Raw genomic sequence first — 20,566 nt, 5'->3', positions numbered from 1 at the left:
CTAACCGCTGGGGGTCGGGTTCTTTTTGTGACGCGGACCCGCTGCTGTGAAGACGTATTCCGGTGAATGTCCGTGAACACTATGAAGAAAAAGATGGCACCGACCCGCCATGCTCGCCTCGCGGCAAGTGGTCGCTCGAAGCGACGAAGGTTGGGCCCGGGGGCTTGGATCGAGCCGGTGCCAACACCAGGCTAACAAACAGCCCAGGAAAGTGATTCCCGTACGCGAGTCGACTTGACGACCAATCCCTGGATCAATCCCTGAGGAGGTCGGGGACTCCCTGCTCATCGGGGTCGTCACGGTCCGCCGAAACGACCGTCAGCTGTTGCGTCGCGCGGGTGAGGGCCACGTACAGCACCCGCAGTCCGGCCGGGGACTCGTCGGCGATCTCCGCCGGTGAGACGACCACCGTGGCGTCGTACTCCAGCCCCTTCGCCTCCAGGCTGCCGAGCGCCACCACCCGGTCGCCGAGCCCCGCCAGCCAGCGCGCCGCCTGTTCGCGGCGGCCCATCGCGACGACCACGCCGATGGTGCCGTCGACACGGTCCAGCAGGCGCGCCGCCTCCTCCCGTACGGCTCCGGCCAGGTCGCCGTCCCGTACGGCGCTGAAGCGCGGCTCGACGCCCGTGGAGCGGACGGCGGCCGGGGACTCCATGCCCGGCATCGCGAGCGCGAGGACCTTCGCGGCGAGGGCCGCGATCTCGGCCGGGTTGCGGTAGTTGACGGTGAGGGTGAAGTGGCGGCGCGGGCGGTTGCCCAGGGCCTCGTCGCGGGCCTCCGCCGCCTCGTCCGGGTCCGACCAGGACGACTGGGCGGCGTCGCCGACCACCGTCCAGGTGGCGTGCCGGCCGCGGCGGCCGACCATCCGCCACTGCATCGGGGTGAGGTCCTGCGCCTCGTCCACGATGACGTGGGCGTACTCCGTGCGTTCGGCCGCCAGCCGCTCCGCGCGCTCCCGCTGCGACTCCTCGCGCTGCGGCATCAGCTCTTCCAGCCCGGTCAGTTGGTCCAGCGGGTCCAGCTCACGGCGCTTGCGCTGCCGGGGCGGTGAGCCGAGCAGCTGCTCCAGCTCGTCGAGGATCGCCACGTCGTGCACGGACAGCGGGCCCGTGCCGTCGGGGCCGGCGCGCCGCAGCGAGCGGGCGACCTTCCTGGTCTCGTTCGGGTTGAGGATGCGGCGCGCCCAGCGGCCGAGGCGCCGCTCGTCGGCCATCGCGGCGAGCACGCCGCGCGGGGTGAGTTCGGGCCACCAGGCGTCCAGGAACTCGATGAAGCTGTCCTCGGTCGTCACGTCGTCGTCGAAGCCGCCGCGCAGTTCGGCGGCCAGTTCGGCGTCGCCCTTGGCCACGTAGTCCCCGGCCCGTGACGCGGCGCCGGACTTCGCCCACAGCGCGTCGAGGAGCAGTTTGCGGGCGCGCGGACGCAGCAGGTTGACGGGCGCGGTGCCGCCGAGGACGGACTGTCTGATGCGGTGCAGCTCGTCGGATTCGAGCTCCAGCCGGCGGCCGAGCGCGACCACCCGCAGCCGGGTGGGGGTGGCGGCGCGCCCCGGTGCCGGGGACGTACCGCCGCGCGCGGCGCCGGTGGCGGTGTTGCTGCCGCTGTCGCCGCGTGCCGTACCCCGGTCGTCGTCGCCGAAGGCGAGTTGACCGGTGGCGGGCTGTCCGGCAGCCGTACGGCTGCCGCGCCCGCCGCGTCCTCCGGCGGGCGCCCGGTCCCCCTCCAGGGCCCCGCGCGCCGCCTTGCGCAGCACCTTCAGCATGCGTGCCGAGCCCTTGACGCGGGACACGGCGGGCTCGTCGTACGCGAGGGCCTCCGCGCCGTCCACGAGCGACCCGACCGCGCGGATCGCGACCTGCCCCTCCTCGCCCAGCGACGGCAGCACGCCTTCGGTGTACGCGACGAGCAGCGGCGTCGGCGAGACGACGAGGATGCCGCCCGCGTACCGCCGCCGGTCCTGGTAGAGCAGATAGGCGGCGCGGTGCAGCGCGACGGCGGTCTTGCCGGTGCCGGGGCCGCCGGACACCTCGGTGACGGACGCGGCGGGCGCCCGGATCACCAGGTCCTGCTCGGCCTGGATGGAGGAGACGATGTCCCGCATGGTGTGGCTGCGGGCCTGGCCGAGGGCCGCCATCAGCGCGCCGTCGCCGATGACGGGGAGCGCCTCGCCGTTCAGCGTGGCGGTCAGCTCCGGGCGCATCAGGTCGTCCTCGACGCCGAGGACCTTGCGGCCCTTGGAGCGGATGACCCGGCGCCGTACGACCCGGCCGGGGTCGACGGGTGTCGCGCGGTAGAACGGCGCGGCGGCCGGCGCGCGCCAGTCGATGACCAGCGGCGAGTAGCCGGAGTCCAGGACGCCGATCCGGCCGATGTGCAGCGTCTCGGCGATGTCGGCGGTGTCGTCGTCGCGTACGGCGTCGTCGGCGGGCTCGACGGAGGTGTACGCGCCGTCGGGGCCCTTCTTGCCGTCCTTGCCCGGCAGCAGGTCGACCCGCCCGAAGAGGAAGTCCTCGAACTCGTTGTTGAGCCGGTTGAGATGGATTCCGGCCCGGAACACCTGCGCGTCGCGTTCGGCGAGCGCGCCGGGTGTGCCGACCTGGCCGCGTTTGGCGGCGTCGTTCATCAGGAACTCCGCCTCGTGGATCTTCTCTTCGAGACGGCGGTAGACCTGGTCGAGATGTTCTTGCTCGACCCCGATCTCGCGGTCACGGACGGAGTCGGGCCCCGCGGCGCGCGCGGGGTCCTTCCCCGTCCCGTTCACGGGGTCGCTTATGGCGTCGTTTCCCTTGTCCCGTACGGGATCGACAACCGATCCGGCGGATTCAACAGCGGCATCCTGCGCGGCCACCGAGGCCCCCTTCTGACGTGCACTGGGCAGCCGTCAACCGTACGCGAAGGGGGCGGGTATGTCAGGCCTCGACCTCCACCAGACGTTTCCCGTCGAATGTCCGGACCTCGAAGTGGTCGATGTCGTTCCGGTCCATGGCCGCGCCGCCGTGCACGTACAGCGGGTTCTTCGCGACCTCGTGCGGGCTGTCCGGGAGGCCGTAACCCCACTTCGGCACGGCCCACGAGGTGACGACCTCCTCCTCGCCCGTCTTGGACACGGCGATGAGGCTGCACTTGAGCGGTCCCTTGACGTTCTTCAGCTCCAGGGCCGCGTGTGTCCCCCAGCCCTTGGCCTCCATGCCGACGGTGGCGCTGACCTTGGTGACCGGGTCGGTCGCCTCGACCTTCTCCGGCATGTGTTCCATGAAGGCGTCCTCGGCGGGACTGGTGGGGTGCGGGTCGGCGGCCTGATTGCTCGTGCCACCGTCACCGGCGGTGGCGACGACAGCGACGGCGGGACCGCCGATGACCAGCGCGGCGGCCGCGGCGACCAGATACATCGAGCGGCGTCTGCGCTTGGCGCGCTTGACCGCGACCTCGTCGACCAGCCGGTCGAGGAGCCGCGGGCTGGGCTGCACGGCGACAGCGGGCGACGGTGGTGGCGTGGGCGTGGCGGCGCGCCCGAACGGGGACGCCGTCGGGGGCGCGGCGGCCGCGGCCGGCTGCGCGAACGGATCGGACCGGCCGAACGGCGACGACTGCCCGAACGGGTCCGGGTTGTCCGCCAGCATGGCCAGCATCGGCTCCATCCCCGCGAACTCCTCCAGATGGAGCGCGCAGATGTGGCAGCCCGCGAGGTGCGCCTCGAAGGCGGTGGCGTCGGCTTCGTCCAGAATGCCGAGCACGTACGCCGCCGCCGCGTCGTGCGCGGTCGTGCCGTCGCCCTGCCCGGACTGCTCGTACGTCGTCATGCCGAGACCCCCCTCTCCTCCAGAGCGAGCTTCATGGAACGCAGCGCGTAGAACACACGCGACCGCACGGTGCCACTGGGTATGCCGAGCGTCTCGGCGGCCTCGTTGACCGTGCGTCCCTTGAAGTACGTCTCCACCAGAACTTCCCGGTGGGCGGGGGTCAAATCATCGAGGGCATCAGAGAGCGTCATCAGCCACAACGCCTTGTCGATCTCGTCCTCCGCGGGCATGACCTCCAGCGGCGACGGGTCGACCTCCTGCGGCCGGGCCTGCCGGCTGCGGTGACCGTCGATGACGATGCGTCGGGCGACCGTCACCAGCCAGGGTCGGACAGAGCCGGTCGCCCGATTGAGCTGACCGGCGTTCTTCCAGGCACGGATGAGCGTCTCCTGCACGACGTCCTCGGCCCGTTGGCGGTCACCCGCGACGAGGCGCAGGACATAGGCGAGCAGGGGTCCGGCGTGCTCCCGGTAGAGGGCTCGCATCAACTCCTCGTCGGGGACTGAGATGTTGGTGCGCTGTGCCTCGCTCCGGTGCCGGGCCCGGTGAGGTCGGTCGTCGGCCACGGCCGCATCCTTGCGCACCTGAACCTCCCGGGTCGAGACCTTGAGACGGCTGCTTGTTCCCATCACTGGTGACTTACGGACCGGTGGGGAGATGTACTCAACGGCGCAGCGGAAATCTTTCAAGATCTTTTACGGGGGTGTCCCGGAGACGGCCCCCGCGCCTGATCAGGCGCGGGCCCGGTCCGGGGTCAGGCGCGGGCGACCGCCGCCCGGCGCCGGTGCCTCGCGACCCGCTCCCTGTTGCCGCACACCTCGCTGGAGCACCAGCGCCGCCGGCGCCCGCGCGAGGTGTCCAAATACACACGTCGGCAGCTGTCGCCCTCGCACTGGCGCAGCCGCGCCCGCGCGACCGGGTCGGTCAGCAGGTCCACGGTGTCCCTGGCCACGACCGCGAGGAGCGCGCCGCACTCCGGCTCGTCGCTCAGCGTCCGGACGAGGCCGCCGCCGGGCTCGCGTACGGCCCTGATGCCCGGCGGAGCGCCGGCGGCGAGCGCGTTGACCCGCTCCAGCGCGGCCGCCGCGTACCGTCCGTCGATCTCGGCGCGCACCAACTGGCCGACGCAGTCGCGCAGTTCGGCGAAGCGCTGGACCCAGCCGGTGTCGACGCCGGTCAGCGGGGTATCCGGGGGTACCAGGCCGGAGCCGGTGAGCCACCGGCCGAGCAGTCCGGCGTCGTCGCCCCGCGGCTCTTCGTCGAACCCCTTCGGGGCCGGTTCCCCGGTGGCCACCAGATCCAGGCAGACGCGCCCGGAGTCGAATCGCCACTCGTACGAGCCCACGCCCGTAGTCATGTGCCTGTCACCGCCTCGGTCACCGTCCTGCCGCGTTCTCCCCAGAGTGCATGCCCCGTAACGCGTCGGGAACCCCTCCGGCGGGCCCTCACTTGAGCCGCGGCCGGTGAATTCTCCGTCCGGAAGGCAACCCCGGCCGCCGGAATGCCCTCTTACGGTTTTACGGTGCGGTGTTCCGCTCTACGGTGCGGTGTTCGGCGGTCCGTCGTGCAGGATCCGCTGGAAGAGGTGGTGGTCGCGCCACGCGCCGTCGATATGCAGATAGCGCGGCGCCGTCCCGATCAGCTCGAAGCCGCATTTGCGCAGGACCCGCTCCGAGGCGGCGTTGGACGGCATCGTGCTCGCCTCGATCCGGTGCAGCCCCAGATCCTCCAGCGCCGCCCGGCAGACCTCGTCGACGGCGCGGGTGGCCAGTCCGCGCCCGGTGTACGCGGCGTCGACCCAGTAGCCGAGACTCGCGCTGCGGAACGGCCCGAGGACGAGCGTGGAGAGGGTGGCCTGGCCCACGACGTCGCGCCCGTCGACGAAGTGCCAGCGCAGGCGGGCGGGATCGGACAGCAGATGGGCCTGCGCCTCCGGCGTGTAGTAGTCGGCCGTGCGGTGCGGCGACGAGGGACCCATGTGGTCCCTGTTACGCAGGAGCGCCTCGGCGAGAGGGCCGGCGTCTGCCGCTCGCGCGGGCCGGAACGGAAGGGAGTCGTTGACCATCCGATTAAAATAGACGGCCTGGTTCCGGTTCGGTACCGCAGCGGTGACCTCGATCGACGGACGGTCACCCCGCGCTGGTCACCCACCGATGTACGTGCACCCGCCCCGTACGTTCAGTTCACACGTCCGTTCACACATCGCCGTACTTCGAGCCGGCCGCCGGGTCCAGCGCCAGCCGGTAGCCGCGCTTGACGACCGTCTGGATCAGCTCCGGCGCCCCCAGTGCCGTACGGAGCCGGGTCATGGCCGTCTCGACGGCGTGCTCGTCGCTGCCCGCGCCCGGCAGGGCCCGCAGCAGATCGGCCCGTGAGACCACCCAGCCCGGCCGCCTGGCGAGCGCGTTCACCAGGGCCATCCCGGCGGGCGGTACGGGCCTCAACTCGCCCTCCAGCAGCACCGCGTGGCCCCTGATCTCGAAGCGGCGGCCCGCGACCGTCAACGTCCGCGTACGGCCGGGCAGTTCGAGGCAGAGGACCTGAACGAGCGGGCCCAGCCTGAAGCGTTCGGGCTGGACGGTGTCGATGCCGTGCTCCTGCAGCGGCAGGGCGGTGACGGGCCCGACGCAGACGGCGAGCACGTCGTGGTGCAGGGCCCCGACCAGCTCGTCCAGCAGACCGCGCTCACGGGCCCGGGAGAGCAGCGAGGCGGCGGCGGGCGCGCTGGTGAACGTGACGGCGTCCAGGGTGCGCGCCACGGTCGCCTCGATGAGCCGGTCGACGGGCGCGATGTCCTCCGGAGGCATCCAGCGGTAGACGGGTACGACGACGACATCGGCGCCCCCGGCCCGCAGCGCCTCCACGAAACCGGGCAGCGGCTCGCCGTGCAGCTGGAGCGCGACCCGGCGGCCCTCGACGCCCTCGGTCAGCAGCCGGTCCAGCACCTCGGCCATGGACTCGGACTCCGGTGACCACTCCTCGGTCAGCCCGGCGGCGCGGATCGCGCCCTTCACCTTCGGCCCGCGCGCCAGCAGTTCGGTGCCGCGCAGACATTCGAGCAGGTCCTGGCCGTGGCCCCAGCCGTCGGCCGCCTCCACCCAGCCGCGGAAGCCGATCGCCGTCGTCGCGATCACCACATGGGGCGGGTCGCCGATCAACTCCTTGGTGGCGTCGAGGAGTTCGGTGTCGTCGGAGACCGGCACGATACGCAGGGCGGGGGCGTGCACGACGGCGGCGCCGCGCCGGGTGAGCAACGCCCCCAGCTCGTCGGCGCGCCGGGCGGCGGTGACGCCGACCGTGAATCCGGCGAGGGGGCCGTGCTGCTGCTGATCGGACATGGTCTTCCGTCCCGCTCTCTTCGTCCGTACGGCTCCGAGGCGGGGCCGGGCGCGGCACAGATCCCGGCCCACACCTCGACGTACCGGCTCACACCCCGACGCCACACTTCGGCGTCACACCTCGGCGTAGTCGAGCCGGCGCCGTACGTCCGCCCCGGCTCCCGTGTCCGCCTCCGTCGCCGGTCCGGCCGCCTGCTTCCGAAGGTATACCGCCCAGGTGAGCGCCGAGCACACGGCGTAGAAGCCGAGGAAGGCGACGAACGCGGCGGTGCCTGTCCCCGCCGCCCCCTGGAACGACTGCCGGAAGGCGAGGTTGACCCCGAGCCCGCCGAGCGCCCCGACGGCCCCGATGAGCCCCATGGACGCGCCGGAGAGCCGGCGCCCGTACCGCGCCGCCGCCTCGCCCGTCATCCCGGCGGCCACGGCCTTCGTCCGGAAGATGCCGGGGATCATCTTGTACGTGGAGCCGTTGCCGACACCGCTGAGCAGGAACAGCGCGGTGAAGCCGACGAGGAAGACGGGCAGTGACTCGGTGACGGAGGCGAAGATCACCACGCCGGTCGCCGCGGCCATCCCGGCGAAGTTCCACAGGGTGATCCGGGCGCCGCCGTGCCGGTCGGCGAGCCTGCCGCCGAGCGGCCGTACCAGCGAACCGAGCAGCGGTCCCGCGAAGGTCAGCGAGGCGGCCTCCAGGGGCGTACGCCCGAACTGTGTCTGGAGCACCAGCCCGAAGGCGAAGCTGTAGCCGATGAAGGAGCCGAACGTCCCTATGTAGAGCACGGCCATGATCCAGGTGTGCCGGTCGCGTACGGCTTCCTTGGCCGCGCCGGTGTCGTTGCGCACGGGCGCCAGGTTGTCCATGAACAGCGCGGCGCAGACGGCGGCGGCGACGATCAGGGGCAGGTACACCGCGAGCACGATCCGGGGGTACGCGGCGCCCGCGGTCCCGATCACCAGCAGCCCGACGAGCTGCACGACCGGCACGCCGACGTTGCCGCCGCCCGCGTTGAGACCGAGCGCCCAGCCCTTCTCGCGCAGCGGGAAGAAGGAGTTGATGTTGGTCATGGACGACGCGAAGTTCCCGCCGCCGAGGCCGGTGAGCGCGGCGACGGCCATGAACGTGGTGTACGAGGTCCCCGGCTCCATCACCACATAGGCGGCGCCGGTCGGCAGGAGCAGCAACAGGGCGCTGACGACGGTCCAGTTGCGGCCGCCGAAGCGGGCGACGGCGAAGGTGTACGGGATCCGTACGAGGGCGCCGACGAAGGTGGCCATGCCGATGAGGAAGAACTTCCCGGCCGGGTCGACGCCGTACTCGGGCCCCATGAACAGGACCATCACCGACCAGAGGGTCCAGATGGAGAACCCGATGTGCTCGGAGAGCACGGAGAAGACCAGATTCCGCCGCGCGGTCCGCCGGCCCGTCCGCTCCCAGAAGCCGGGGTCCTCGGGATCCCACTCCTCGATCCATCGCCCCCTTCCGGCGCCACGTGCCGCATCGGTGATCGTCGGGCCAGTCATCGCGCCTCCACAGACGGTGCGGTTCGGTGACCCCCGACGGTAGAGACACCGCGTTTCGCCGGGGTACCCCGAGATGACCGGCGCGCAACCTTGCTCTCACCGGGGCGCGGGAACGGCTGTGAGCGCGGACACGTTCACCAGCGCGTCGCCGTGAAGTCGACCGGCCGGGGGCGCAGCGCGGCGGTGCGGGTCGTCAGGGAGCGCATGCGGCGGTGCGACTCGGCGGCCGGGAGGTGGGTGCGGTCGCCGTGGCCGGGGAGCAGCCACTCGAAGCGGAGGGTGTCCACGGTACGGGCGAGGGAGGCGGCCAACTCCTCGATGGAGTACCAGGTGACGTTCTCGACCACCTCGATGTCGCCGGTGGTGCGGGACCAGTAGAAGCTGTCGCCGCTGAAGCAGTACCGCTCGTCGGCGACGTACACCACGCTGCCGCGCGTGTGGCCGGGCAGCGGGTGGGCGACGACCCCCTCGGTGATCTCGACGGCGTCGGTGCCGCGCAGCACCTGGTCCGCGTCGGGGGCGGCGTCGAGGTCGCCCTCGTGGATCCAGAGCCGGGCGCCGAACCGGTCGGCGTACGCGCGGCCGTGCGCCGCGTGGTCCCGGTGGGTGAGCAGGACGTCGGTGACGGGGCCGACTGCCTCGAAGCGGACGGCGAGCGCCTCGCTCCAGCGCGGGGTGTCCACCATGACCTGGCTCCCGGACGGGCGCCGGACGAGGTAGGAGTTGGCGGCGGCGGTCATGGGGGCGTTGTGCCCGCAGAGGGACACGGTGGCGTCGAGAGGCATCGGGTACGGGTCGAGCGCCGGATCGAGCCGTCGGCCGACGGGCGGGCGGACGGAGCGGGTGTGGCACGCGAACGCGGCGGCGTGGAGCAGTTGTTCCTCCCCGGCGTCGCGCGGCTGGCGTACGACGACGGACCGGCCGTCGACCTGGTCGATCAGGCCCGGCGCGAGCTGGCGGGCCACGTCGCAGTCGGTGCAGCGGCCGTCCACGTGCCAGCCGGGGGCGATCGAGTTGTCATCCGTGGTGTCGGTCATGTGTCGCTCCTGAGCGGCTCGTCCCTGTCCCGTATCGGTCAGGTACGGGACGGCGTACCGGCCGGGCCGCATACAGCGGCGGACCGGCCGGACAGGAACGAGAATCCCCTCCCGCCGGGGGAAAGCGGAAGGGGGTCCCGGCCTTGTTTCTCGCCGCCGGAGGGCATCTCAGGGACCGGCGTGGCACTCCGCCTTTGGCGCGTACATGACACTACCGGCGCCCACCACCAGCCGCGCCCGGCCCCCGCCACAAGGCTCCAGCCACACTCGTACCCGCCCGCAGGCGCACCGCGTGTAGACGACCGTTCCCTCGGCGACGGCGTGGCGCGACGCAAGCTGGAGCGGGGCCTCCACGGGCCAGCCGCAGTCGGCGCAGACGGCGATGTCTTCCGGGCGGATGTCTGTCGGATCAGCTTCCATACGGCCAGCGTCCGTCCTCGAACTGTGCGCGTCCATCGCATCTTTCGGCACGGATCCATGCCGAAACGCTGTACGAATGACGGGCGGCGGACGGACGATGGACCGCGTGATCAATCTGCGCCTCCTCCAGACGCTGCGCGTCATGAACGCGCAGGGCACCGTCGCGGCCACCGCCCGCGCGCTGAACCTCTCCCCGTCCGCCGTCTCCCAGCAACTGCGCCAGCTCTCCCGCGAGGTCGGCGCCGAACTGTGGGAGCCGGACGGCCGCCGTATCCGCCTCACCACGGCGGGCTGCGTCCTGCTGCACCACGCGGACCTGCTCAGCGCCCAGTGGGAACGGGCCAGGGCCGACCTCGCCGACCACGGCGGCGGCTCGTACCGGACGCTGCGCATCGGCGGCTTCGCGACCAGCATCGGCCCGCTCCTCGCGCCCACCGCCCAGCGGCTGCGGGACGCGTCCCCGTCGACGCGCACGACGGTCGCGGACATCGACACCCGCCACTGTTACGAGCAGCTGCTGGCCGGGAAGCTCGACATCGCGGTCCTCACGCCGCTGCCGGGCAGTCCCACCATGGACGATCCCCGGTTCGACCAACACCCGCTGATGGACGACTACCTGGACCTGGTCGTCCCGGCGAAGCACCCGCTGTCCGGCTGCGAGCGCGTCGAGCTGTGCGAGACGGCCGACGAGGACTGGGTGGCCCCGCACCACGACCAGCGCCGCCTCATCGAGGCGCTCTGCGCCGCCGCCGGCTTCGCCCCGCGGATGGTCCACCACGCCGACGAGTGGTCGGCTGTGCTCTCGCTGATCAGCCACGGCCTGGGCATCTGCCTGGTGCCGCGGCTGGTCCCCCTCACCACCCATCCGGAGCTGGTGAGGCTCTGCGTCACCGGTGACCCGCCGCCCTTCCGGCGGGTCCTGACCTGTGTACGGCGCGGCAGCGGGACCCAGCCGGCGATCAGCGACGGTCTGGCGAGCCTGCGTGCGCGGGCGGCGCTGAGCCCCTGGGCGGCCTAGGGGGTGTCTTGGGGCCGTCGGACTCCTTCGTGCGACCGGCACCGTTCGGCCAGAGCCTCGGCCGCCGCTTCGCCGCGACGTCCTCGACCCACCCGAAGGCCAGGATCGCGACGGCTATCAGCGGCCAGATCAGGATCAGCGGCAGCACCCCGTACGCCTGGTCGACCAGGTCGCTGTGCTCGGAGAGCACGGGGACCTCGTAGAGCCGGTCGATGATCGGGAAGGTCGCCATGATCAGCAGGTTGTGCCAGAGATAGATCGTCACGGCGCGGTTGTTGGCCAGGGTGATCGTGGAGTCGAACTGCGCCAGTTTCCCCGGGAGTTCGCGCCACGACGGCGCGTACTGGAGCAGGATCGCGCAGAAGCCGAGCGACCAGGTCGCCTGGGCCAGCGGGATCTCGTCCAGATTCCAGCCCTCCTCCGTGAGATGCCCGGAGGCCCACCAGAGCCCGAAGGCCATCGTGAACGTGGCCAGCGACACCGTGATGTAGCGCGGCACCTTCTTGAACAGGCCGTCGTTGTGGGCGAAGCCGAGGATCCAGCACCCGCCGTAGACCGCGAAGTCCTTGACCGCCTCGCCCGTGTCGCCGGGGATCTCCACCAGGCCGGTGCCGACGACCGCCGTCAGCGCGAGCGGCGCGAGCAGCGTCGCCCACGGCACCCGCCGGAAGGCCCACAGCAGCAGCGGGGACGCGAGTACGAACCACAGATAGGCGCGGATGTACCAGAGCGGGCCCGCCGCCTGGTCGGCCCAGGACTGGTCGAGCCAGCCGCTCGCCGAACCGCTCTCCCACGGATACGGCGGCGCCCCCACCGGGAACAGATAGTTGGCCAGCTTGAGGAACCACCACAGGCCCTCCTCCCTGACCGGCTTCCAACCCATCGCGAACATCACCGGGACGACGACCACCGCGAACGCCCACATCGGCGGCAGCAGCCGCCGCATCCGGCCCCGGATGACGCCCAGCGACGGGCGGTTGAGCGAGCGCGCCATCAGTGAGCCGGCCAGCGCGAACATCACGCCCATGGACGGGAAGAGGATCGTCAGCCAGGCCCAGCCGAAGATGTGGTAGATCACCACCCGCCCCAGCGCGATCGTGCGCAGGAGGTCGAGATAGCGGTCCCGGCCGGGCGGACGGGCGCCACCCGTGGCGGGTGCCTGCGCCTTGTGCCTGGCTCGGGGAACGCCCGCGGTGCCGACAGGAAGACCGCTCATGCCACCGGCCTCCGGATGTCGTCGCTCCGCCGGCCGGCCGTGGCCCCCGGCGCCTCCACCGCGCCCGTGCGGCGCAGCTTCTGCCAGCGCAGCCGGCCGCCGGTGAGGGCGGTGATCCAGGACTGGAGCAGTACGACGTACATGAGTTGCCGGTAGAGAACCTGCTGGAGGGGGAGCGAGATCAGATGGATCATGCGTTCGCCGTCGAGCCGGAAGGCGTACGCGGCGCAGACCGCCTGTACGGCCAGCACACCCAGCCACGCGAGGACCGTGTTCCGCGTGGGGCCGAAGAAGAGGCCGTACAGCAGGAACACGTCGATGAGCGGCGCCAGCAGCGGGAACAGCACCATGAACAGCGAGACCAGCGGCAGTCCGACGCGGCCGAAGCGCCCCGAGGGGCCGCGTTCGATCACCGCGCGGCGGTGCTTCCAGATCGCCTGCATCGTGCCGTAACTCCAGCGGTACCGCTGGGACCACAGCTGCTGTACGGACTCCGGTGCCTCGGTCCAGGCACGGGCCCGCTCCGCGTACACGACCCGCCAGCCGTCGCGGTGCATGGCCATGGTGATGTCGGTGTCCTCGGCGAGGGTGTCCTCGCTCATCCCGCCGACCCGCTCCAGGGCCGAGCGGCGGAAGGCGCCGACCGCGCCGGGGATGGTGGGCATGCAGCGCAGCAGGTCGTACATGCGGCGGTCGAGGTTGAAGCCCATCACGTACTCGATGTGCTGCCAGGCGCCGATGAGGGTGTCGCGGTTGCCGACCTTGGCGTTGCCCGCGACGGCCCCCACACTCGGGTCGCCGAACGGCTGGACCAGCTCACGCACGGTGGAGGGCTCGAAGACGGTGTCGCCGTCCATCATCACGACGAGGTCGTGACTGGCGTGCGCGATGCCGTTGTTGAGCGCGGCCGGCTTGCCGCCGTTGACCTGCCGTACGACGAAGACGTTCGGCAGCCACATCGCCTCGACGATGTCCGCCGTGCCGTCCGTCGAGCCGTCGTCGATGACGATGACCTCGATCGGATGGTCGCTCTCCATCAGGGAACGGACCGTGTTGGCTATGCACTCGCGTTCGTTGTACGCGGGCACGAGCACCGTCACCGGTTCGGTGACCGGCTCGCCCCAACGGAAGCCGCGTCTGCGCACCTTGCGCGCGTGCGCGAAGGACAGCACCAGCATCAGTCCGAACCGCCCGATGACCAGCACACCGATCACGGCGAGCCCGCCCACCAGCACGGTGGTGGTGGCCTCCGAGACGGCGACGGCGCCGACGAAGGCCTTGCCCTGGAGCAGTTCGACACCGGAGACGGGTGTGTGGGCGCTCGGGGCGCCCAGCGCCTCGGTGAGATTGGCGAACTCGTACCCCCGGTCCTGCATCCTCGGCAGGAAGCGGCCCAGCGCGGTGACGGTCTGCGAGCGGTCGCCGCCGGAGTCGTGCATGAGGACGATCGAGCCGCTGGTGCCCTTCGGGGTGGCCCGCTTGACGATCTCGCGGACACCGGGGCGCTTCCAGTCCTCGCTGTCGGTGTTGTTGAGGACGGTGATGTAGCCGAGGCTGCCGATGTACTCGGTGACCGGCCACGACTTGTCGTCCATCGCGTCGGCAAAGGAGGAGTACGGCGGCCGGAACAGCGAGGTACGGATGCCGGCCGCGCCGGCGAGCACCAGTTGGTTCTGGGTCAGTTCCCAGTCGATACGGGACTTGGTCTGGTACGCGAGATCCGGGTGGTTGAAGGTGTGCAGGCCGATCTCATGGCCCTCGTCGACCATCCGCCGCACCAGTTCCGGATGGCGCGAGGCCATCGTGCCGGTGACGAAGAAGACGGCGTGCGCGTCGTACTCCTTCAGCTTGTCGAGGACCTTCGGCGTCCACTCCGGGTCGGGTCCGTCGTCGAAGGTCAGCACGAGCTTGTGGTCGGGGACCTTGAGCGCCTTGGGCGTGGTCGTCCCGCGTGCGTCTATGACCGGGCCGCCCTTGAGGATCCGGTCAGGCACCTGGTCGGTGGCGGCCGGGGGGCGTACCCGATGGTCCGCGAGGATCTCGCTGTGCACATAGCCGCGCAGCATCAGCATCGCGAGCAGGGCCACGAGGAGCAGCGAGGGCAGCAGATAGCGCATGGGCAGTCTGCGTCTGGCGACGCGCCCCTGCTTCTGCTTCTGCTTGTGCTGACCGTGCTTGTGCGACGGGGCCCGTCTGCCGGAAGAGGTCATGGTTACTCGGCGCCTTCCGCGACTGCCTGCTGGCCGTCCACAGGTGTGTCGACGGGCGGTGCCGTGTCCGTCGGAGTGGGTTCCGGTTCGGGATCCGGGCCGGGGTCGACGGGTCCCCCCGGGTCGGGGTCACCGGTACCGGGCTCGGGGTTGGGCTCCCCCGGTCCCGGGTCGGGGTCACCGGGGTCGGGCTTCGGATCGGGCTTGCCCGGTTCCGGGTCCGGGTCGGGCTTGCCCGAGGCCGAGGCGGACGGTTCCGGTTCGTTCGAGGCCCCGGTGCTCGCGTCGGGTGCGGACGGCGAGCCGGAGGCGGAGTCCGACGGGCTCGGCTCGACGCCTCCCGCGCCCGGGGTGGCCACCACGGTGGGCCGGTCCGACGGGGGCGGCTGTATCTCGACCTTCTGCGAGTCGCGCTTGTCACTGACGCCGGGTATCTGGAGCCAGGGGGCGCTGGAGCTGCCGCCGATCAGGGCCGCGACCAGGGCGACGGCGTAACAGGCGCTGGCGACGGCCAACACCCAGCCGAGACGCCGGAGTTTCTTGCTCCGCCGGCCACTGGCATCGACGAAGACGGGACCGTCCGAGCTGTCCGCGGCGCGTGCCGCGGGTATGCCGGTGGTCTCTGTGGTCCGGCCGGGCAGCTCGGAGAGCTGCCGTCCCAGACCGTCGAGCTCGATGGTGACATCCATCGGCTCATGCGTGTGCCCTTTTTGGGCATCTTCTCGCCAATTGTCCACTGCTGTACGCACATCCCCCACAGGATCACTGGGTGCGTGCATGAAACTGGCCGGAATACGGCCGTCGGCCGGGCCCCCACCCGAACCGAGCGCCCCCACCACTTGCACCCGGACCCAGAATGTAGCGCACGGCGACCGGACGCGTGCCCACGCTTCACCAGTTGATAGGCATGTGTACGACTTCGTTGCCGAACGGTCGATCTTGATGGAATCATTCCGGCCATCCGGCGCGCTCGCACGACCCGGTCACGGCGCCCTGAACTGCCCTTGTTCCAGAGCGTTTCCCTCCGACCCCGGAAAGCCGCCGACCGCGCGGCCGACAACGGTCCGTGCCCCTGCGGAAGCGCTGTGTTCGACATCACCACGACATCACCACGACGAAGGCCCCGCTGCCGGAGCAGCGGGGCCTTCGCCTCACATGGGGTGGTGGAGATGGCGGGAATCGAACCCGCGTCCAACGGTGCGGAACCAGGGCTTCTCCGAGTGCAGTCCGCTACGTTTTTACTCGGCCCCGGAGGTCACGCGAACAAGCCTCCGACAGGCCCAGTCACTGTTTGATTTCCCACCGTGTCCCGTGACCGGACGCGATGGTTTAGTTCCCTTAGTGATGCCAGGATCCGGGTCGGGAACACTCCCGGGCTGACACTCCACGGAGTCTTCGCTAACTGCTAATTAAGCAGCGAGAGCGAAGGTGGAGGAATCGCGCTTTGAATTGGCGATTATAGTTTGCGACATATGGTTAACGAGATCATTGCCGCTTCCTCGACTCGCTTCCCCTGCCTCGACATCCGCTGTCGAAACCGATCATCCCCATGTTGATTTTTCAAACGCTGCCCCTGCTGTGCGGGACAACACCCATCGTACGTGACCAACGCGGGACGCGGCCACCTCATTCCCGCGCGGGGCGAATCAGACCGATGAGGCCCGCTGACGCCGGCGCACGGCCGAGACCGCGCGGTCCGTCTCCCGCCGGTCCTGCTTCTCGCGGAGCGTCTGGCGCTTGTCGTACTCCTTCTTGCCCTTCGCCAGCGCGATCTCGATCTTGGCCCGGCCGCCCTTGAAGTAGAGGGCCAGCGGCACGATCGTGTGGCCGGACTCGTTCGACTTCTGCTCCAGCTTGTCGATCTCCACGCGGTGCATCAGCAGCTTCCGCTTGCGCCGCGCGGAGTGGTTGGTCCAGGTGCCCTGGGTGTACTCGGGCACATGCACGTTGTGCAGCCAGGCCTCGTGGTCGTCGATCTGTACGAAGCCGTCCGCCAGGGAGGCGCGTCCCTGGCGCAGCGACTTGACCTCGGTACCTGTCAGCACGAGGCCGCACTCGTAGGTGTCGAGAATGAGGTAGTCGTGCCGCGCCTTCTTGTTCTGCGCGACCATCTTGCGCCCTGTGTCCTTTTCCTTTGCCATAGTGCGTTCATTTTCGCACTACGACCCGCCCCCGAGGCCACTCAATACTGTGCGGGCCCGCTCCTGGGCCCGTTCGTCCACCACCAGGTCGGGTGTGATGCCCTTGTCGTCGACCTTGTGACCTGCCGGTGTGCGGTAGTGCCCGACCGTCAGCTCGGCCACGGAACCGTCCGGCAGCCGGCTCGGCATCTGTACGGAACCCTTGCCGAAAGTGGGCGAACCGACCGTGATCGCCCGGCCACGGTCCTGGAGGGCGCCGGTGACCAGCTCGGCCGCGCTCATGGTGCCACCGTCGACGAGCGCCACCACGGGGCGCTCGGTGTCGCCCCCCGGGTCGGCGTAGAGGGCGCGCTGCTCGCCTCGTATGTCGTACGTGGCGACCAGGCCGCCGTCGAGGAAGGCGGAGGCCGCCTGGACGGCCTCGGTGACCAGCCCGCCCGCGTTCCCCCGGAGGTCGAGCAGGACGCCGGTACCCCGGGGCGCTTCCAGGACGGCGTCCCTGATCTGCTTGCCGGTGCCCTTGGTGAAGGCGGCGACCTTGATCACGAGCGCGCCGTCCGCGCCGGTTTCGAGCGTGACGGCGTCCGTACTGAGGCTGGCCCGGCGCAGCGTCTCGGTCCACTCACGTCCGGCGCGCGCCAGCCCGAGGACGACGGTGGTGCCCGCGGAGGCGTCGTGCGACCCGCCGGTGCCCCGGTCCGTACCGTCACCGCGCAGCAGCGCGACGACCTCGGTCACGGGGCGTTGGCCCACCGGCTCGCCGTCGATCGTACGGAGTATGTCGCCGGCCCTGATCCCGGCCCGGGCGGCGGGGCCGCCCGGCTGGACCTTGCTCGCCGCGATCCGGCCGTCGGCCAGGCGCTTGGCCGAGAGACCCACCCCGGTGTACTTGCCGTCGAGGGCCTGCTCGAACTCCTCGTACTCACCCTTGTCGTAGACGGCGCCCCAGCGGTCACCGCTGCGGCTGACGACGTCCTCGGCGGCCTCGGTGGCGGACTTGCCGTCGGCCATGGCCTCGGCGGCGGCCCGCGCGACCTCGTCCTTGTCGGCCGTGGAGGCGACGGAGCGGGTGCTTATACGGGCGGCTTCCTCGTCGGCGCGAGGCAGCGAGTCGGTGGCCGCGGCGGTGGCGAGCACGCTCGCGAAGAGCAATGTCAGGGCCGCCCCGCGGTAGAACCCGTGGGGCCTGAGGCGATTTTCGTGGCCCGGCATGGCGACGAGTCTAGGACAACCCCCGGCGCCGCAAAGCGGCTTGGCGAGACGACGCCAGGGGCGATTGTCACACCTTGAGGTACTTGCGCAACACGATCGAAGCGGCAACTGCCGGCATGAGCAGACCGATCACCAACACCAGCGGGAGGACGGCCAGTACGGCGTCCCAGCCGATGAAGTTGATGAGTTGCATCTTCTCCTCAAGGGCGATCCCGCCGTCGATCAGGAAGTAACGCCCGGCGAGGAGCAGGACGCAGGCGACGACGCCGCCGATCAGCCCGGCGAACGCGGCCTCCATGATGAACGGCATCTGGATGTAGAAGCTCGACGCGCCCACCAGCCGCATGATGCCGGTCTCCCTGCGTCTGCTGAACGCGGACACCCGGACGGTGTTCACGATCAGCATCAGGGCAATGACGAGCATCAGCGCCATCACTCCGAGCGCGGCGACATTCATGCCCGACATCAGATTGAAGAGGTTCTCCAGGATGTTGCGCTGGTCCGCGACGGACTGCACACCGTCCCGGCCCTCGAAGGCGGTCGCCACCACCTTGTACTTCTCCGGGTCCTTGAGCTTGACCCGGAGCGACTCCTGCATCTGGTCCGGGGTGATCATCCCGGCGATGGGCGTCTCGCCGTACTGCTCGCGGTAGTGCTTGTACGCCTCGTCGGCCGACTCGTGGTAGACGTCGTCGACGATGTCCATCTTCTCGAGATCGGACTCGATCGACTTCCGCTGGTCGGCGGTGGCCGGGCCCTTCTCGCACTTCTCGGTGGTCTCGGCGTCACCCTTGTTACAGAGGAAGATCGAGACGTTGACCTTGTCGTACCAGAAGTCCTTCATCACGCTGACCTGCTCGCGCATGAGCAGTGCGCCGCCGAACAGCGCGAGCGAGAGGGCTACGGAAATGATGACGGCGAACGTCATCGTCAGATTTCGGCGGAGACCGACGCCGATCTCCGACAGGACGAACTGGGCGCGCATGGCGTCCTTTCAGCTTTCGATGCTCTTCGCGTTGCTCAGTGCTGGTAGCCGTAGACGCCTCGCGCCTGGTCTCGCACGAGACGGCCCTTTTCGAGCTCGATCACACGCTTGCGCATCTGGTCGACGATGTTCTGGTCGTGCGTCGCCATCACGACAGTCGTGCCGGTGCGGTTGATGCGGTCCAGCAGCTTCATGATGCCGACGGAGGTCTGCGGGTCGAGGTTGCCCGTCGGCTCGTCCGCGATCAGCAGCATCGGGCGGTTGACGAAGGCCCGTGCGATCGCGACGCGTTGCTGCTCACCACCGGAGAGTTCACCGGGCATCCGGTCCTCCTTGCCGCCCAGTCCGACGAGATCGAGGACCTGGGGGACGGACTTGTTGGTCTCGCCGCGGGACTTGCCGATGACCTCCTGCGCGAAGGCGACGTTCTGCATGACGGTCTTGTTCGGCAGGAGGCGGAAGTCCTGGAAGACCGTGCCGAGTTGACGGCGCATGCTCGGCACTTTCCAGTTCGACAGCCGCGCGAGGTCCTTGCCGAGGACATGCACCATGCCTTGGCTGGCGCGCTCCTCACGGAGGACGAGACGCAGGAAGGTCGATTTGCCGGAGCCCGACGAGCCCACCAGGAAGACGAATTCCCCCTTCTCGATGTCGAGGGACACATCGCGCAGGGCGGGTCGGTTCTGCTTCGGATAGGTCTTGGAGACGTTGTCGAATCGGATCACGGGTGCACCACGGTCGGCCGGGAGTAGGTGAGCGAGACCTTACGCGAACCGGCCGGGGCCGCGCAGTCGGCCGCCGGGGTTGGTCCGGGCTTGGGTGATTTATCACGGATGCCGGCCGCTCGCCACCGGGGACAGACCCGGTGCAATCCGACGGGGCGCGCCGAATCGAGCGGGAGCTGGCACAGTGGTACGGGGAACGGTCGCGTTTCCCGGAGCGTTGAGCGCAGAGACAGTGCCCGCGGCTCCGCGGCGCGGGAGGAGGAGAGCGCATGACCTTTGATCGGCTGGTGTGCGCCAACTGCGCGGGACCCGTCAGCGAGGGCCGGTGCCATGTGTGCCGTGCGAACAGGCAGCGGCTGGAGCAGGAGGGCCCCTTCGGCGGCCTGAGCCCGATGGCGCTGCTGACCCTGCTGGTGGTGCTGATAGCGGCGGTGGCGCTGGTGGCGGTGGGGCATCAGACGGCCTGAGCCGTCCCTGAGCGTGTGATCCCTGAGCAGCCGGAAGGGCCCGGACACTGATTCAGTGTCCGGGCCCTTCCGTGCGTACGGGATGGCTCAGGCGGCCGTGGCGCGGCTGCCGACCAGACGCGGGAGCATCCGGAAGCCGATGCCACCGGCGATCATGGTCGCGGCACCGATGATCAGGAACGTGGTCTCGGCGGCGCCGGTCTCCGCCAGCTCCTCCTTGGCCTCGCCCTGCTCGACCGGCTGCGAGCCGGCGTTGTCGGTGTCGGTGCCGCCCGTGGTGCCCGCGCTGGTGCTGCCGGCGTCGGTGCCACCGGTCTGACCCTCGTCGGTGCCACCGCTCTGGCCCTCGGCGGCTCCACCGTCGACGCCGCCATCGGCACCGCCGTCAGCGCCACCATCGGCACCGCCATCGGCTCCACCGTCAGCACCGCCATCGGCTCCACCGTCAGCGCCACCATCGGCACCGCCGTCAGCAC

At 70.4% G+C, this 20,566-nt stretch carries 18 protein-coding genes, 1 other RNA gene and 1 pseudogene; 2 read left to right on the top strand and 18 right to left on the bottom strand.

What is annotated here, in order from left to right; genetic code table 11:
• Window positions 1-253 precede the first annotated feature (253 nt).
• The 9 genes from ACFT9I_RS25545 to ACFT9I_RS25505 all read right to left on the bottom strand — a co-directional run bounded on the left by ACFT9I_RS25545 (window position 254) and on the right by ACFT9I_RS25505 (window position 10,116).
• Entirely contained in the window at window positions 254-2,848 is a 2,595-nt protein-coding gene (locus tag ACFT9I_RS25545) for a HelD family protein (protein WP_382567823.1), read from the bottom strand.
• A gap of 61 nt (window positions 2,849-2,909) precedes the next feature.
• Window positions 2,910-3,800: a zf-HC2 domain-containing protein gene (locus ACFT9I_RS25540; RefSeq protein ID WP_382567821.1), complete on the bottom strand. Its 891-nt coding sequence runs from the start codon at window positions 3,798-3,800 to the stop codon at window positions 2,910-2,912.
• Window positions 3,797-4,429, bottom strand: a complete 633-nt coding sequence (locus tag ACFT9I_RS25535; protein ID WP_242573591.1) for a sigma-70 family RNA polymerase sigma factor — start codon at window positions 4,427-4,429, stop codon at window positions 3,797-3,799. The genes ACFT9I_RS25540 and ACFT9I_RS25535 overlap by 4 nt, the downstream gene beginning before the upstream one ends.
• Before the next feature lie 125 nt (window positions 4,430-4,554).
• Window positions 4,555-5,157 (bottom strand): CGNR zinc finger domain-containing protein, encoded by a 603-nt coding sequence (locus tag ACFT9I_RS25530; RefSeq protein ID WP_382567820.1) that lies wholly within the window; start codon window positions 5,155-5,157, stop codon window positions 4,555-4,557.
• Window positions 5,158-5,337: 180 nt separating this feature from the next.
• Entirely contained in the window at window positions 5,338-5,865 is a 528-nt protein-coding gene (locus ACFT9I_RS25525; protein WP_382567818.1) for a GNAT family N-acetyltransferase, read from the bottom strand.
• Window positions 5,866-5,995: 130 nt separating this feature from the next.
• Window positions 5,996-7,138 (bottom strand): uroporphyrinogen-III synthase, encoded by a 1,143-nt coding sequence (locus ACFT9I_RS25520; protein WP_382567816.1) that lies wholly within the window; start codon window positions 7,136-7,138, stop codon window positions 5,996-5,998.
• Between the two features lie 114 nt (window positions 7,139-7,252).
• Window positions 7,253-8,659 carry an MFS transporter gene (locus tag ACFT9I_RS25515; protein ID WP_382567814.1) on the bottom strand — a complete coding sequence of 469 codons (1,407 nt, stop codon included), beginning with the start codon at window positions 8,657-8,659 and terminating at the stop codon, window positions 7,253-7,255.
• 134 nt (window positions 8,660-8,793) lie between these two features.
• Window positions 8,794-9,696: an MBL fold metallo-hydrolase gene (locus ACFT9I_RS25510; protein WP_382567812.1), complete on the bottom strand. Its 903-nt coding sequence runs from the start codon at window positions 9,694-9,696 to the stop codon at window positions 8,794-8,796.
• A 168-nt stretch (window positions 9,697-9,864) separates the two neighbouring features.
• Window positions 9,865-10,116 carry a hypothetical protein gene (locus ACFT9I_RS25505; RefSeq protein WP_382567811.1) on the bottom strand — a complete coding sequence of 84 codons (252 nt, stop codon included), beginning with the start codon at window positions 10,114-10,116 and terminating at the stop codon, window positions 9,865-9,867.
• A 106-nt stretch (window positions 10,117-10,222) separates the two neighbouring features.
• Between ACFT9I_RS25505 and ACFT9I_RS25500 the strand changes: the two genes are divergently transcribed.
• On the top strand, window positions 10,223-11,134 hold the full coding sequence (locus ACFT9I_RS25500) for a LysR family transcriptional regulator (RefSeq protein WP_382567810.1): 912 nt from the start codon (window positions 10,223-10,225) through the stop codon (window positions 11,132-11,134).
• Here the strand turns inward: ACFT9I_RS25500 and ACFT9I_RS25495 are convergent.
• The 8 genes from ACFT9I_RS25495 to ftsE form a co-directional block, all read right to left on the bottom strand.
• Window positions 11,076-12,350: an acyltransferase gene (locus tag ACFT9I_RS25495; RefSeq protein ID WP_382567808.1), complete on the bottom strand. Its 1,275-nt coding sequence runs from the start codon at window positions 12,348-12,350 to the stop codon at window positions 11,076-11,078. The genes ACFT9I_RS25500 and ACFT9I_RS25495 overlap by 59 nt on opposite strands.
• Complete coding sequence (locus tag ACFT9I_RS25490; protein ID WP_382567830.1) at window positions 12,347-14,467, bottom strand: glycosyltransferase; 2,121 nt, start codon at window positions 14,465-14,467, stop codon at window positions 12,347-12,349. Before ACFT9I_RS25490 ends, ACFT9I_RS25495 begins: the two co-directional genes overlap by 4 nt.
• A 95-nt stretch (window positions 14,468-14,562) precedes the next feature.
• Entirely contained in the window at window positions 14,563-15,249 is a 687-nt protein-coding gene (locus ACFT9I_RS25485) for a hypothetical protein (RefSeq protein WP_382567807.1), read from the bottom strand.
• 472 nt (window positions 15,250-15,721) lie between these two features.
• Window positions 15,722-16,109, bottom strand: a transfer-messenger RNA (tmRNA) gene (ssrA, locus tag ACFT9I_RS25480).
• A gap of 97 nt (window positions 16,110-16,206) precedes the next feature.
• The gene (smpB, locus tag ACFT9I_RS25475; RefSeq protein ID WP_382567805.1) at window positions 16,207-16,701 is read right to left on the bottom strand and encodes an SsrA-binding protein SmpB; all 495 of its coding nucleotides are present in this window, start codon (window positions 16,699-16,701) and stop codon (window positions 16,207-16,209) included.
• 18 nt (window positions 16,702-16,719) lie between these two features.
• Window positions 16,720-17,913: a S41 family peptidase gene (locus ACFT9I_RS25470; RefSeq protein WP_382567803.1), complete on the bottom strand. Its 1,194-nt coding sequence runs from the start codon at window positions 17,911-17,913 to the stop codon at window positions 16,720-16,722.
• A 67-nt stretch (window positions 17,914-17,980) separates the two neighbouring features.
• Window positions 17,981-18,898: a permease-like cell division protein FtsX gene (ftsX, locus tag ACFT9I_RS25465; RefSeq protein WP_382567801.1), complete on the bottom strand. Its 918-nt coding sequence runs from the start codon at window positions 18,896-18,898 to the stop codon at window positions 17,981-17,983.
• A 35-nt stretch (window positions 18,899-18,933) separates the two neighbouring features.
• Complete coding sequence (ftsE, locus tag ACFT9I_RS25460; protein WP_382567799.1) at window positions 18,934-19,623, bottom strand: cell division ATP-binding protein FtsE; 690 nt, start codon at window positions 19,621-19,623, stop codon at window positions 18,934-18,936.
• 269 nt (window positions 19,624-19,892) lie between these two features.
• Here ftsE and ACFT9I_RS25455 point away from each other — a divergent pair, with 269 nt between their 5' ends.
• Window positions 19,893-20,090, top strand: coding sequence for a hypothetical protein (locus ACFT9I_RS25455; RefSeq protein ID WP_382567797.1), 198 nt, complete (start codon window positions 19,893-19,895; stop codon window positions 20,088-20,090).
• Window positions 20,091-20,177: 87 nt separating this feature from the next.
• Here the strand turns inward: ACFT9I_RS25455 and ACFT9I_RS25450 are convergent.
• Window positions 20,178-20,566: pseudogene (locus ACFT9I_RS25450) on the bottom strand (hypothetical protein); the annotation flags it as partial.

The sequence above is a fragment of the Streptomyces sp. NPDC057137 genome (assembly GCF_042670825.1).
In the GTDB taxonomy this organism is placed as follows: Bacteria; Actinomycetota; Actinomycetes; order Streptomycetales; family Streptomycetaceae; genus Streptomyces.
This window is presented reverse-complemented; position numbering and strand designations above follow the sequence as displayed.